The 14,188-nt window shown below is 47.7% G+C and carries 14 protein-coding genes and 1 pseudogene; 8 read left to right on the forward strand and 7 right to left on the reverse strand.

The features are described 5' to 3' along the window. The 7 genes and pseudogenes from LDL40_RS16525 to LDL40_RS16555 form a co-directional block, all read right to left on the reverse strand. A pseudogene (locus tag LDL40_RS16525) lies at positions 1-524 on the reverse strand (undecaprenyl-phosphate glucose phosphotransferase); the annotation flags it as partial. A 635-nt stretch (positions 525-1,159) separates the two neighbouring features. Next, entirely contained in the window at positions 1,160-1,963 is an 804-nt protein-coding gene (gene trpA / locus LDL40_RS16530; RefSeq protein WP_300996550.1) for a tryptophan synthase subunit alpha, read from the reverse strand. 10 nt (positions 1,964-1,973) lie between these two features. Further along, entirely contained in the window at positions 1,974-3,191 is a 1,218-nt protein-coding gene (trpB, locus tag LDL40_RS16535) for a tryptophan synthase subunit beta (RefSeq protein ID WP_300996551.1), read from the reverse strand. Next, positions 3,184-4,566, reverse strand: a complete 1,383-nt coding sequence (gene trpCF / locus LDL40_RS16540) for a bifunctional indole-3-glycerol-phosphate synthase TrpC/phosphoribosylanthranilate isomerase TrpF (protein ID WP_300996552.1) — start codon at positions 4,564-4,566, stop codon at positions 3,184-3,186. The genes trpB and trpCF overlap by 8 nt, the downstream gene beginning before the upstream one ends. Further along, positions 4,559-5,581, reverse strand: a complete 1,023-nt coding sequence (trpD, locus tag LDL40_RS16545) for an anthranilate phosphoribosyltransferase (RefSeq protein ID WP_300996553.1) — start codon at positions 5,579-5,581, stop codon at positions 4,559-4,561. Before trpD ends, trpCF begins: the two co-directional genes overlap by 8 nt. Beyond that, on the reverse strand, positions 5,578-6,177 hold the full coding sequence (locus LDL40_RS16550; RefSeq protein ID WP_300996554.1) for an aminodeoxychorismate/anthranilate synthase component II: 600 nt from the start codon (positions 6,175-6,177) through the stop codon (positions 5,578-5,580). The genes trpD and LDL40_RS16550 overlap by 4 nt, the downstream gene beginning before the upstream one ends. Then, positions 6,174-7,775 carry an anthranilate synthase component 1 gene (locus LDL40_RS16555; RefSeq protein ID WP_300996555.1) on the reverse strand — a complete coding sequence of 534 codons (1,602 nt, stop codon included), beginning with the start codon at positions 7,773-7,775 and terminating at the stop codon, positions 6,174-6,176. The genes LDL40_RS16550 and LDL40_RS16555 overlap by 4 nt, the downstream gene beginning before the upstream one ends. A 568-nt stretch (positions 7,776-8,343) precedes the next feature. Here LDL40_RS16555 and LDL40_RS16560 point away from each other — a divergent pair. From LDL40_RS16560 to LDL40_RS16595, 8 genes are all read left to right on the forward strand, one after another. Further along, complete coding sequence (locus LDL40_RS16560; protein ID WP_300996556.1) at positions 8,344-9,207, forward strand: PHP domain-containing protein; 864 nt, start codon at positions 8,344-8,346, stop codon at positions 9,205-9,207. Positions 9,208-9,275: 68 nt separating this feature from the next. Continuing rightward, positions 9,276-9,896, forward strand: coding sequence for an L-threonylcarbamoyladenylate synthase (locus tag LDL40_RS16565; RefSeq protein ID WP_300996557.1), 621 nt, complete (start codon positions 9,276-9,278; stop codon positions 9,894-9,896). A 47-nt stretch (positions 9,897-9,943) separates the two neighbouring features. Then, the gene (locus tag LDL40_RS16570; protein WP_300996558.1) at positions 9,944-10,765 is read left to right on the forward strand and encodes a ScpA family protein; all 822 of its coding nucleotides are present in this window, start codon (positions 9,944-9,946) and stop codon (positions 10,763-10,765) included. A gap of 287 nt (positions 10,766-11,052) precedes the next feature. Further along, entirely contained in the window at positions 11,053-11,634 is a 582-nt protein-coding gene (gene scpB / locus LDL40_RS16575; protein WP_300996559.1) for an SMC-Scp complex subunit ScpB, read from the forward strand. A 3-nt stretch (positions 11,635-11,637) separates the two neighbouring features. Beyond that, the gene (gene rluB, locus LDL40_RS16580) at positions 11,638-12,579 is read left to right on the forward strand and encodes a 23S rRNA pseudouridine(2605) synthase RluB (protein ID WP_300996560.1); all 942 of its coding nucleotides are present in this window, start codon (positions 11,638-11,640) and stop codon (positions 12,577-12,579) included. Positions 12,580-12,765: 186 nt separating this feature from the next. After that, entirely contained in the window at positions 12,766-12,960 is a 195-nt protein-coding gene (locus LDL40_RS16585; protein WP_300996561.1) for a hypothetical protein, read from the forward strand. 125 nt (positions 12,961-13,085) lie between these two features. Next, complete coding sequence (locus tag LDL40_RS16590; RefSeq protein WP_300996562.1) at positions 13,086-13,778, forward strand: aspartate/glutamate racemase family protein; 693 nt, start codon at positions 13,086-13,088, stop codon at positions 13,776-13,778. A gap of 11 nt (positions 13,779-13,789) precedes the next feature. Further along, complete coding sequence (locus LDL40_RS16595; RefSeq protein ID WP_300996563.1) at positions 13,790-14,083, forward strand: hypothetical protein; 294 nt, start codon at positions 13,790-13,792, stop codon at positions 14,081-14,083. Positions 14,084-14,188 lie beyond the last annotated feature (105 nt).

Here is a 14,188-nt window from a genome sequence, read left to right on the forward strand (position 1 = left end):
TAGATGCCATGAAAGGTTAAACCCAGTTCTGGTTTACTGGCGATTTCATGCATTAATCTTTTGGCGTTGGCTGTGCAACCAATAATGGCTACTTTTTTGTTGCTGAAGCCTTTTTTATGCAGCGTGTTTTTGACCATACGGCCAGCAATGCGCCAGGTGGATGTGAAGCAAAATGCCAGACTAAACCAACCTACACAAACTACCCTGGAATAGGTAGCGGTAGTTTTTAAGGCAAAGGTGATCAACAACATCAGGCTAAAGGCCAAAAATAAGCATAAAGCCACAAAGAGTATGTTTTGTGTAAAAGAGTCTACCCGCCACGAACGGTACAGCTGCACCGACTCTGCCGAATATAGGTACACTGCCATTACAGTGAAGTACAACATAATGTAGCCCGTAGTCACCACCTGACCATAAAGTTTAAGGCTTAGGTACAACGCAGCGCCTATGGCTATTATGTCAAAAAGTCTGTTGAGGAAGCTGAACCCTGTATCGTCAGCTTTAAAACTTGTGTGTGTGTTCATAGTTACATCCTGTTAACTAAGGGGCGCAAGAACATTGCCGCTCAGATTTTACACAGCAAAAAAACTAAAACAATGAAAAAATTTGCTTTAATTTTCTCACTCGCCTTGGACTGTAGCCACTTTTTGTGACAACGACCTTACACAGGTATAACGAGATCTGGCACATATTCAAACGGATGAATTTTATTAAACTATTATCGGTTTTGCAATTTTTGCAGTTTTTATAAGCGAATTTATTTTGATTTTGGCTTTTTTTGTTTGATTTTTAACGGTTTTTTTCATTTCCCTTTAATCTGGAAAATGCTGCTTTTTTAACAAATTGGACTGTTATAGATAAAAATTTACCATCTATAGACTGCTCAGGAACTGTTCGTTTTGCTTAGCGAAAGGTGAAAATCTTTCAGAAAAAAATTTTAAAAAGCCAGAAATTTATTTTCAAAAAAATTTGCTAAGTGGGCATGGCGCTTCACATTTTAGCAAAATAAGGTACTGGAAAAATGAGTTCTGACCCAGACGCTGTGGTCTTTGCCGCTGAATGGTTTCCGTTAGTCGTTCTTTCTGTACAAATGGGGGCAGAGCACATAGTTAACTTTTAACAATGTGCTCTGCCCCCATTTTGGTTAGCGCTTATTTGCTTAGCGCGTAGCGGCTTTCATGCTGCTAACGAAGTTGAACAACTGCTGTTTGAGTTGCTCTGGCTCTGCCTGATATTTTTCGATGATTTGCACTATGGCGGAACCCGAAATGGCACCAGCAGCTCCGCTTGCTATCGCTGCTTTCACGTGCTCAGGTTTGGAGATGCCAAAACCAAGCAAAGTTGGCGCTGCATTGTACTCTTTCAGCTGATTAATCAGCGTGCTGGCCGGCATAGCGGCCTGAGTTTCAGTGCCAGTGACACCGGCTCTACTCAGTAAATAAGTGTAACCACGGCCATAAGAGGCCAGCTCACGTAAGCTGTCGTCTGTGATGTTTGGCGGTGCTATGAAAATAGGCGCTATGTCATGCTTCAGTGCGGCGTTTCTGAATAACTTGCTTTCGTGCAGTGGCACATCGGCAATCAGAATAGAGTCGACACCTGCTTGCTGCGCTTGCTGGTAGAAGTTGTCTATGCCTTTGGCCATCACCAGGTTGCTGTACAGCAATAAGCCAATAGGGATGTCTTTGTTGTAATGACGAATGCGGCCAATTAATTCAAAACACTGGGCTGGAGTGACACCTGCCGCTAAAGCACGGATATTGGCGTTTTGGATCACCGGGCCGTCTGCTATGGGGTCTGAGAATGGAATGCCCAGCTCCAGCGCGTCTGCGCCTGCGTCTATCAGGGTTTTGATAATGTCGAATGACAACTCAAGACCAGGATCGCCCATAGTCACGAAAGGGACAAAAGCGCCTTGTTTGGCTGCGGCAAGGCGGCTGAATAACTGCTGATAACGTTGCATAAAAATCTCCTTAGCTGCGCGTGGCCATGTTGTTTGGCTGGATATGGGCTTCGCCTATGATCGAATACACGTGGTTTAAGTCTTTGTCACCACGGCCGGATAAGTTGACTAACAGCACCAAAGGTTCTGTGGTGGCAGCAGCCATTTTTAGCGCATGAGCTAAAGCGTGCGAGCTTTCCAGTGCCGGGATAATACCTTCAGATTTGGCCAGATGCTGGAAAGCAGCCAAGGCTTCATCGTCGTTAATAGCCACATATTCAGCGCGGCCTATGCTTTGCAGATAAGTGTGTTGTGGGCCAACGGCCGGATAATCTAAACCAGCTGAAACCGAATAAGACTCTTCGATCTGGCCGTCCTGAGTTTGCATAATGGCGGTGTAAGCGCCGTGCAGAATACCAAAGCTGCCTGTACTTAATGCTGCACCATGTTGATGAGTGTCGATGCCCATACCACCTGGCTCTATGCCAATTAAGCGCACGCCTTCTTCTTTGATGAAATCGGCGAACATGCCAATAGCGTTTGAACCACCACCCACACAAGCCAGCACTGCGTCTGGTAATTTACCTTCGGCTTCGAGGATTTGTTGTTTGGCTTCTTCACCAATCATTTTCTGGAACTCACGCACTATAGTCGGGAAGGGGTGAGGGCCAGCTGCTGTTCCTAATAAATAGTGGCTGGTGGCATAACTGCCGGACCAGTCGCGCATGGCTTCGTTGACGGCATCTTTTAAGGTGCCGGACCCTGCGGTGACAGGGATCACAGTAGCGCCCATCAGTTTCATGCGGAATACGTTAGGTTGCTGACGTTCTATGTCTTTGGCACCCATGTAAATTTTGCAGTTCAGCCCCAACAAAGCACAGGCCAGCGCTGTAGCTACACCATGTTGGCCAGCGCCAGTTTCGGCAATGATGTCTTTTTTACCCATACGTTTTGCCAACAAAGCCTGACCTAGTACCTGGTTGGTTTTATGAGCGCCACCGTGTAATAAGTCTTCACGTTTTAAGTAAATTTTTGCCAGCGGGTTAGGTGATACATTACGGCATAAGGTTAAAGGCGTAGGGCGGCCGGCGTAGTCTTTTAACAGCGCCTGAAATTCAGCGATAAAGGCCGGATCTTGCTGAGCGTCGACAAAAGCCTGCTCCAGTTGCACTAGCGCAGGGACCAGCAATTCAGGCACAAACATGCCACCAAAATCGCCAAAATATGGGTTTAAATTTAATTTAGTCATGACTGAATTCTCTGATGTTCACAAAAGCGTGTTGAATTTTGCCCGCATCTTTGATGCCGGGAGCGGATTCGAGGCCTGAATTAAGATCAACGGCCAAAACCTGATGTTTCAGTGCTGCAACGACATTGTCCGGATTTAAACCTCCAGCCAACATCACTTTTTTATTCAGCAGTTGTTCGTCCAGTATTTGCCAGTCAAATTGTTGGCCTGTACCACCAGCCTGAGTGGGGTGGTAGGCGTCGAGCAAATAGCGGTCGGCGTAACGACTGAGTTCCGGCAATTTGTCCTGAATACGGTAGGCTTTCCAGATTTCGGTATTTTTTGGTAACAAAGGCCGCAGTTTTTGCAGATACAAGTCGGACTCTTCACCATGCAACTGCACTGCAGCCAGTGGTAAAGTCTGTGCCATAGCGGCCACTGTCTCTACAGCTTCATCAACAAAAACCCCAACATAATGCAGAGCCGGAGCGCCTTGTTGCACTGCTTTGGCTTGCTCTGTTGTGACATGGCGTGGTGATTTGGGATAAAAAATTAAACCACCAAAATAAGCGCCATTGGCATAAGCTGCTGCGCTGTCTTCAGCCCGGGTTAAACCACAGACCTTATGTTCACCACGAATTAGTGAACGGCAAGCGTTGGCTAAATCCTGCTGCGCCATTAAGGAGCTGCCCACTAAGTAGGCGTCCGCGACTTTGGCCAGTTGCCTGACTTGCTGCGAGCTGTAAATGCCGGATTCGGATACGACAGTGATACCTTCCGGGATCAAACGGGCCAGGCGGAAACTGGTGTCTAAGTTGGTATCTAAAGTGCGCAAGTCGCGGTTATTGATACCAATCAGCTCCGCCCCTAAAGCCACAGCACGCAGGGTTTCTGCTTCGTTGCTGACCTCAGTTAAGATGGTCAGGTTTAGGCTTTTCGCTACCTGCGCCAGCTCCAGATACTCCAGATCACTTAACACGGACAACATCAGCAGTACGGCGTCACTGCCCTGTAAACGGCCGAGATAAATCTGATAGGGGTCGATAATAAAGTCTTTATGCAGCAACGGCTGATTGACCCTTGCGCGCACTTTGGCCAGGTAGTCGTAACTGCCCTGGAAAAACTTTTCGTCTGTCAGTACAGAGATACAGTCAGCGTACTGGCCATAAGCGGTGCAAATTTCCTCTAAATCAAAAGGGCTACGGATTAAGCCTTTAGAGGGTGACGCCTTTTTGCATTCCAGAATAAAACGTGGCCCTTTTTGCTGTAGCGCTTTTAAGAAATTACGCTGGCTGGGTTGCACCAGCTCCTGAAACTGCGCCAGTGGCAGCTTTTGCTTGCGCTCTGCCACTTCCAGTTTTTTATGGTCGATAATAGTGGTTAACACATTAGCCATGACTAAGTTCCCTTAACTGCGTCAATGTCGAAACGGCCTGTCCTGAAGCTAAGTGCTGCAGCACAGATTGCGTAAGCTGTTTTAAATCAGAACCCTGACCTGCAATATGCAGCATTGCTGCTACGTTGGCTGCAACCGCCTGATTGTGAGCGGTTTTACCTGAACCCTGTAAAATCGCCAGAGTGGCAGCTGCGTTGTCGGCCGGACTGCCGCCTGTGAGTTCGCTCAGGCTGATGTGCGGTAAACCAAAATCAGCAGGAGTCAGTTCAAAGTGTTCAACGGTTCCGGTTGCAGTAACTGCACTGACCTGGGTAACCCCATGCAAAGCTATTTCGTCACAACCACTGCCATGCACAACCCAGGCTGCTTTTACGCCCAGTTGTTGCAGTGCTTGCGCCATCACAGGGGTTAAAGCCGGATCGTAAACGCCAAGTAACTGGTATTCGGGCTTGGCCGGGTTAATCAGCGGCCCCAATAAGTTAAAAATGGTGCGGCTTTTCAGCGCTGTACGCACGGGCATCGCATGCTTAATGCCCGCATGATACAAAGGTGCAAACAAAAAGCTGCTATTGCTTTGGCTTAAAGCCCTGGCTGCAGTGTGCGGGCTCATTTGAATATTGATGCCCAGTTGTTCCAGTAAGTCGGCTGAACCGGACTGAGAGGATACGCTTCTGTTGCCATGTTTGGCCACTGGCAAACCCATGCTGGCCGCAACCAGCGCTGCGGTGCTGGAAATGTTGATGGTGTTGGAGCCGTCTCCGCCTGTACCACAACAGTCTATAGTACCAACGACTGCAGCTGGAAATTCGCTGGCTGCAGCACGCATGGCCGCCGCAGCGCCAGCAATTTCTTCCGCTGTTTCGCCACGCATTTTCAGCGCTACCAACAGTGCGGTCAGCAACACAGGGTCGACTTCACCTTTGACTACGGCGCTAAAAAAGCTATGGCTTTGCTCAAAAGATAAGGCTTCGCCTCTTAAGCTTTGTTGCACCAACGCTAAAATTGTCTGGCTCATACCGATGCTCCCTGACTTTTCATTAAGTAATCCAGACTCTGTTTCAGCAAAGGCTTGCCTAAAGTGGTCAGGATAGACTCAGGGTGGAATTGATAACCCAAAGCTTTATGCTCTTCGTGCACTATGGCCATGGGAATATGCTGATAGGCTGCTATCACTTGTAACGAAGCTGGAACTTCGGTTGCCATTAACGAGTGATAACGGGCCACAGGGAACTGTTTAGGCAAAGCGCCAAATACAGCGTGGTCGCTCAGTTCAATGATGGAGGTTTTACCATGCACAGTTTCTCCGGCACGACCAACTACACCGCCATAATGTTCCACCAGTGCCTGATGACCCAGACAAATGCCGAGCATAGGAAATTTACCGGCACAAAGCGAAATCAGTTCAGGCATAGAGCCCGCCTGAGCGGGGGCGCCAGGGCCTGGCGATAACAGCAGCACTACAGGTTGTTGTTCCTGCTGCATTTTTTCAAAGATATAAGCCGCAGGCACCGTATTGCGATACAGCTTTAAACTAAAACCTAACTGGGCGACTTCGTCCACCAGGTTGTAGCTGAAGGAATCTAAATTGTCTAACAGATAGACCACGCTCATACCGATACTCCTTGTTTAACCGCCTGGCCTGCAGATTGAATAGCATTAATCACAGCCTGAGCTTTGCTGCGGGTTTCGTCGGCTTCGGCTTGCGCCACGCTGTCGTACACTACGCCAGCGCCGGCCTGAATATAGGCAGTGCCGTTTTGTACATATGCAGAACGGATCACTATGCAGCTGTCAAAGTCGCCATTGCCCGCTAAATACCCTACAGCGCCACCATAGCTGCCACGGCGTTTTTTCTCGACACCACGGATCAGTTCTGCCGCCCGCACTTTAGGCGCGCCGACCAGGGTGCCCATATTCATGCAGGCCTGATAGGCATGCAAAGCGTCTAATTCTGGTTTTAAGGTGCCAACCACGCGGGAGACTAAATGCATGACATAAGAGTAACGGTCGACTTTCAGCAGTTCTTTGACATAACGACTGCCAGGCACGCTGATACGGGCTACGTCGTTTCGGGCCAAGTCGACCAACATTAAATGTTCGGCTTTTTCTTTTTCGTCCTGGCGCAGTTCCAGTTCGATGCGGCTGTCGAGGTCGCGATCTATAGTGCCATTGGCGGCAAAACCACGGCGGCGGGTGCCGGCAATAGGGTAAATTTCCACTTGTGCTGTGCTGGCTTCGTATTTCAGCGCTGACTCAGGGGAAGCGCCAAACAGACTGAAGTTTCTGTCCTGCAGGTAAAACATATAAGGGCTTGGATTTTGTTGTTTCAGTTTGGCGTAAGCGGCTTGTGGATCAGGGCAGGGCAGGCTGAAACAACGGGATGGCACCACCTGGAATACATCTCCAGCCACTATGTTTTGCTTCAGCATTTCGACTTGGGCGATAAAGTCGGCGTCACTGATGTCGACTTTCACTTCGGCTTTGGCTGCTGGTTCTGTGGTCAGGGTTGTGGTCTCTGCTGCCTGCTGTAACAACTGCTGTAGTTCAGATAAACGCTGGCCAATGACAAAATACTGCTGCTGGGCTTGAGCACCACAAAATACATTACCAATCAGCCTGCTATTGCCTGCCTGATGATCGACCACCAACAAGGTTTCTGCCAGATAAAACAGATAGTCAGGGCACTGGTTTTCAGCTGTTGGCACTTGAGGTAAAGCTTCGACCATGGCCACTAAGTCGTAACCTATAACACCACCTAAAAAGATGGCCAAAGGCTCGTCGCTGTTATTCTGCAGTTGTTGTTGTAATAAACGTAATACGGTCAGCGAGTTTGGCAGTAATAAACGGCTTTCTTCATCCAGCAAAGGGTCTGCCGGAGCAAAGTCTGCAGTCAGTTGTTGGCCTGTTAATTCCAGCGTGGCTTTGCCTTGCAGCAAAGACGCCAGATAAGGCAACAGAGTTTTGCCGTTGTCGGTTAAGGCTTCCACCCGAACCTGCAGTGCATTGCATTCAATCCGCAAAGCGGCGTCAATTAACATCAGGCTTTTTAAACTGTTTTTGCTGTCAATTTCAGCTGATTCCAGTAACAACGCCATTTGCCCCTGGTTGGTTAAGGCTCTGAAACTTTGCAGCGGATCGGGCTGAATGCTGAGCCTTTGGCTGAAGCTGGCCACTTGTCCTGTGGTGGTGGTAATTTGCTGTAAATTCATCGCTAATCCTAAATTCTTCGTATAAAAATCGTCAGAAACTACTTTGTACTACCCTAAGCGTCGGCCCAAATAAAAAGCCCGCATCAAGCGGGCTTTTTGGCTGTATTCGGACAATAGTGGTCCGGCCCGCTAAACAGGAAGTCGCCACCAGTGCCAAGGTGTTACTTGAGAATTCATCATTGTTTTTCCTGCTGTTAAATTTTTACTAGCCCAATTAATGCAAAAGGCCCGCATCTTACGAAACGGGCCTGGTTTTATAGCGAATACAACGCCTCCACACGCCCGTTAAGGAGTATGCCACCACCAAATGTGAGTTTGAGTTGTTGTCTGAAATTGCATTGGCTATAAATCCGTTGTTAGTAAGTCGCTCTGACTTAAGTCACTTTGAAAACGCCTCTATAAAACCCTGAAATCAAATGGCCGTCAAGCCTTGTTTGGCTATAAGTCCAAAAAAATACGTATAAGCGGATAGATGGCTACAGTAATTCAGACTTCGGCTTAGAATAAACTCAAGCTTAGGCAGGGCTTTTTATGGCACAATGACGGCCACTTTGTCAGGTAGCCCGCTATGAAAATTGATTTACACAGCCACACATATTGCTCAGATGGTGTTTTAAGCCCCACCGAACTGGTAGAGCGTGCCGTCAGCAAAGGAGTGGATGTGCTTGCCATTACCGACCACGACACCATAGCAGGTTTAGCCGAAGCCCAGGTGGCTATTGCCGAAAAGCAGCTGCCTTTGACTTTGATCCCCGGAGTGGAGATATCCACCAGTTGGTATGAGTTTGAAATTCATATAGTGGGTTTGCAGATCAATACCCAATGTCCGGTGTTTTTACAGCATTTAGCCTCGCAGCAACAGCGCAGGGTTGAGCGGGCCGAAGAAATGGCGCGCCGCTTAGAGAAAAACAAAATACCGGACGTGCTGGAAAACGTATTAAAAATTGCCAATGGTGCTGCCTTAACCCGCACTCATTTTGCACGTTATTTGGTGCAGATTGGTAAAGCCAGCTCAATGAATACCGTATTTAAAAAGTATTTAAGCCGCGGTAATACAGGCTATGTGCCGAATAATTGGGTGCCTATGCAAGAGGCAGTGCAGTGGATTTTAGCTGCAGGTGGTATTCCTGTGCTGGCGCACCCTTTGAAGTACAAGCTGAATGGCCGTTGGTTGACCCGTTTAGCCGAAGAGTTTGCCGCAGCGGGCGGTAAAGCCATGGAAGTCGCCTCAGCCCAAATGACGCCGGTGCAAAAACGTCAGGTCTGGATGCTGTGCCAGAAATTTGCTTTAACAGCCTCTGCCGGTTCTGATTTTCATCAGGAAACGCCCTGGAACGAATTGGGTCGACAGTTGTATTTTACTGATGATGTCATTCCTGTATGGCAGGACTGGCTATTGCCAGAACCCAAGCCAGCCCAGCTTTCATCTTGATTTTTAACAAATTTATTGCTATTGCTTAAAGATACTTTAGCGACAAGTGCAGGGAAGAAGAAGAGTTTATGAGCCAGTTTTTTTATGTTCACCCTGACAATCCACAGCAACGTTTAATTAAGCAGGCTGTGCATATTATCAAACAAGGTGGGGTAGTGATTTACCCTACAGATTCAGGTTATGCACTGGGTTGCCACATTGGCGACAAGGCGGCTATGGAGCGTATTTTGCAAATTCGCCAGATCAGCTCTGAACACCACTTCACCCTGATGTGCCGCGATTTATCTGAGTTGTCTGTGTATGCCAAAGTGGAAAACACAGCTTTTCGTCTAATCAAAAATCATACGCCTGGTGCTTACACTTTTATTTTAAAAGGCACCAAAGAAGTACCTAAGCGTTTGCTCAATGAAAAGAAAAAGACCGTAGGCTTGCGTATTCCGGAAAATAAAGTAGCGCTGGCTTTGCTGGAAGAGCTGGGTGAACCTTTGATGTCGAGCTCTTTGGTATTACCAGGCAATGACTTTGCCGAGTCTGACCCGGAAGAGATGCGTGACCAGTTGGAGCGTCAGGTGGATGTGATACTGCACGGCGGTATCATTGCCGAAAACCACACTACAGTGATTGATTTGTCAGAAGATTTTCCGGTGCTGGTGCGGCAGGGAGCAGGCGATAGCAGTGCTTTTGTTTAAGCCCTTCGTACTTCAGACTGTGGTTTTGTTGATAGGACGCACAGTGCATGTCTGAGCCAGTTGCCGACAGCTTTGCCAGTCTGACGATACAACAACCTTTACCGCTGGCTTTTGTCCGCGGTGAAGCTGTGCTGGATAAGCCGGAAGATTTGTATATTCCGCCTGAAGCGCTGTCGGTATTGCTGGAAAGTTTTGAAGGCCCGCTGGATTTTCTGCTGTATTTAATTCGCCGTCACCGCTTTGATATTGTCGATTTGCCGATCAATGAAATTACCCTGCAGTACATGGAATACATTGATTTAATGCAGGATATGAACTTTGAACTGGCGGCTGAATATTTGTTGATGGCCGCTATGTTGGCCGAAATCAAATCGCGTTTATTGCTGCCGCAGCATGATCATAAGTCGGATGAAGAAGTGGATCCGCGTGCTGATTTAGTCCGGCGGTTGCAGGAATACGAAATTATCCGCAAAGCGGCTACTGATATGGATTTATTGCCACGCCAGGAGCGGGATTATTTCCCAGCCAAAGCTGGCCTGGATGATAACTTTGAGCCTTATGTCATTTTGCCCGAAGTGTCGTTGCAGGAAATTTTGCTGGCACTCAAAGACATCGCCAAACGCGCCAAAGATTTTCAACATCACCAGATCAAAAAAGAGCATTTATCTACCCGGGAACGCATGAGTAAAATTCTGGAGTTGCTGCGTGGGCGCACAGACTACCTTGAGTTTGCCGAATGTTTTGAATTGGCCGAAGGCCGACAGGGTGTGGTTGTCAGCTTTTTAGCTATTTTAGAGCTGGTGAAAGAGAAGTTAATTCAGGTCATCCAGATCGAAGCTTATGGTCAGATCCACGTCAAGTTGGCATAATATGCCCTTCGTAATTGAAGCCGCAGCGGCGTTGACTTTGTATTCTCAGTCCTGGTTTGATGAGGCGGGCGCGGATAAACCACGCCCCTACAGGTCGCCGCGCTGCAGCTGCGATGATTTTGGGCATAATAACCGGCGTATTTGAAGCTACAGCGGCGTTGACTCAACTCTTTCGCCCCAATCACATAGTCTACTATGCTCATGGGGACTCTATCGTTGGTCGCCTTGCTGTATCATCAACTACTTGGTTATTCACAGCTATTACAGACAGATAACAAGGAGAGGGAATGGCGAAAAAAATTAACGAGCAACAACTGCTGCAGTTAGTCGAAGCCGCTATTTTTGCCTCTGAAAAACCTTTGTCTGTGAATGACTTGCAAAGCACTGTGCTGGAAAGTTTTGATCTAAGCCGTAAAAGGCTGCAACAGGCTTTAAGTCAGCTGCAACAGGATTATTTGGGCCGTGGTATACAACTGATTGAAACTGCCTCTGGCTTTCGCTTTCAGACTCGTGCTGATTTGAGTGAATACCTGGCTTTGCTTTGGCCTGAACGTTCACCACGTTACTCCCGTGCTGTACTGGAGACTTTGGCGCTTATTGCCTATCGTCAGCCTATCACCCGTGGTGAAATTGAAGAAGTGCGGGGCGTGACTGTCAGCAGTCAGATTATGCGAACGCTGCTCGACCGGGGTTGGGTCAAAGTAGTAGGGCATAAAGAAGTACCGGGGCGTCCTGGTTTGTATGCCACGACACCGACATTTTTAGATTATTTTGGCTTAAAGGATTTAAGCGATTTACCTGCTCTGGCTGAGTTTCAGGCAACGCCGGATTTTTTTAACCCAGTCGTGATGACTGAAGAGATACATTAAATCATGAGTGAAAAACTACAGAAAGTGCTGGCGCGATCCGGTGTTGGATCCCGCCGCGAGATGGAAGAATACATCAGTGCTGGACGTGTGACTGTGGATGGTAAAGTGGCGCTGTTAGGCGACCGTATCCATGCCAACCAACAAGTGCGGGTCGATGGTCATCCGGTGAAAATTGCCGCTGAAGCGGAGCAGGTGTGCCGGGTTATTGCCTATCACAAACCTGAGGGCGAAATTTGTTCGCGCACCGACCCTGAAGGTCGTCCTACCGTATTTGACCGCCTGCCAAAAATTAAAGATTCACGTTGGATTGCGATAGGCCGTTTAGATATCAATACCAGCGGTTTATTGCTGTTTACCACAGATGGTGAGCTGGCGAATCGTTTAATGCATCCAAAGTTTGAAGTTGAACGTGAATACGCAGTACGGGTATTTGGTGACGTCAACGATGCAATGATCCAAAAACTGCGCACTGGTGTTGAGCTGGAAGACGGTAAAGCCAACTTTAAAAAAGTGAAGTCTATGGGCGGCGAAGGTATTAACCGCTGGTTCCATGTGGTGCTGACTGAAGGCCGTAACCGCGAAGTTCGCCGGATGTGGGAATCGCAGGGTGCTGTAGTGAGCCGCTTAATTCGTATTCGTTACGGTGATTTATTATTGCCTAAGCATTTACCGGCAGGCGGTTATGCGGAATACCCGCTGGAAGAGGTGAACTACCTGCGTAAGCTGGTACAGATGCCGGCTGAGACGGAAAGCTTAATGAAACCCGAAGACCGTGACGAACGTCGCCGTCGTATGGCTGGTATTAAACGTGCGGTACGTAAGCATCAGATCATGGTGCAGTCCGGCGTGAAACCTGAAGTGGTGAAGGCTGAAAAAGCCGCTGCTGCTGAAAAAGCCAAAGCGAAAAAGCCAAAACAAACTCAGAAAAAACGTACCCGCATTTAACTCTAAAAATGGGGTCAGATCACATTAGTTACGCATAACTAATGTGATCTGACCCCATTTTTATGAACTAAATTTCACCTGAATTCATTCAGTTAGCATTAATTTAGCTGGTCGGACATCAAAATGACATTTTGGGGCGTCTAACTTGGTAGATAAATGAAATGTAAGGGCCTGAGGAGAACTGCGATGAATGTACTTGAGCTTAAACTAGGCATGGTCTGTCAGACCAAAAAAGGTATAGGTGTGGTTAGCTGGATTGATGCTCAGGACAGAGCTGTGTATTTGTCAGATCTGGATAATAAAGAGAAACACATAGCTGTTTCTTTTGATGATTTACAGGACGAACCCCAGTTACATCAGAAAGGTGATATTTACTACTGATGGTTCATACCACTTGAATCGCCAAAGCCCGCTTTTATAGCGGGCTTTTTGCTTAGGTTGGAGCTGCTATACAGGTCTCTTTGGAATTGATACTGTAGTTCCATCAATGCTTCAGAGGTAAATCGATGAAAACCATAGGTTTAATAGGTGGAATGAGCTGGGAGTCCACTATTCCTTATTACCGTCAGATCAATCAGCGCATTAAACAGCAATTGGGTGGCCTGCACAGCGCTAAAATTATCTTATACAGTGTGGATTTTGCCGAAATAGAAGCATTGCAGCGTAGTGGCGACTGGAGTAAAGCCGGCGAGTTACTGGCGGATGCGGCAGTTAAATTACAAACTGCAGGGGCCGATTGCCTGGTGCTTTGCACTAACACTATGCACAAAGTGGCTGCAGCCATTGAAGCCGCTGTGGCTATTCCGCTGTTGCATATTGCCGACGCCACGGCTGAAGCTATTCAAAGTGCGGGTCTCAGAAAAGTGGCTTTATTAGGCACCCGTTTTACTATGGAGCAGGATTTTTACAAACAACGCCTGATGGATGGTTATGGTTTAGAAGTGCTGGTGCCGGACGAAGAAGGCAGAACGCTGGTGCATAATGTGATTTATCAGGAGTTGTGTCTGGGGCTGGTCAACCAAGAGTCAAAGCGGCAGTATCAAGGGGTTATGGCCGCTCTGGTGGCGCAAGGTGCAGAGGCTATTATTTTAGGCTGCACTGAAATAGGCTTATTGGTAAGCGCTGAAGATTGCACCGTGCCTTTATTTGATACCACAGCCTTACATGCGCAAAAAGCTGCCGAATGGGCTCTGCAATAGAAGGATTGATGATGTTGTATTTATACCTTGAAGTAGACTTATCAGACGATGATGCTGATTTAGAGGAAGTTGCGCGGGACTGTGGTCATACACTGAGTCACCCGCAACTTTCAGACTGGGATTTGTTAGGTGTGACTGACTGGCATGGTCATGCTTGTCTGGAGTTTCAACTGCAGATGAAAGAGGCCATTGAAGACACTGAGTTACATCAGTTGATTAGTGATATTCAAGTGCAGGTTTCGCATCCTGCAGTTTCTTCCAGCCGCTCAGTACATCTCAGTAAAAATGGGGTCAGATCACATTAGTTACGCATAACTAATGTGATCTGACCCTGAGGGATCCCCACGAATTTCTCATTAAGCAGCCCATCGGACAGCATACTCAGCAGTATGCTGTCTGAAGCGTTCTAT

The sequence above is a fragment of the Rheinheimera sp. genome (assembly GCF_020217005.1).
In the GTDB taxonomy this organism is placed as follows: Bacteria; Pseudomonadota; Gammaproteobacteria; order Enterobacterales; family Alteromonadaceae; genus Pararheinheimera.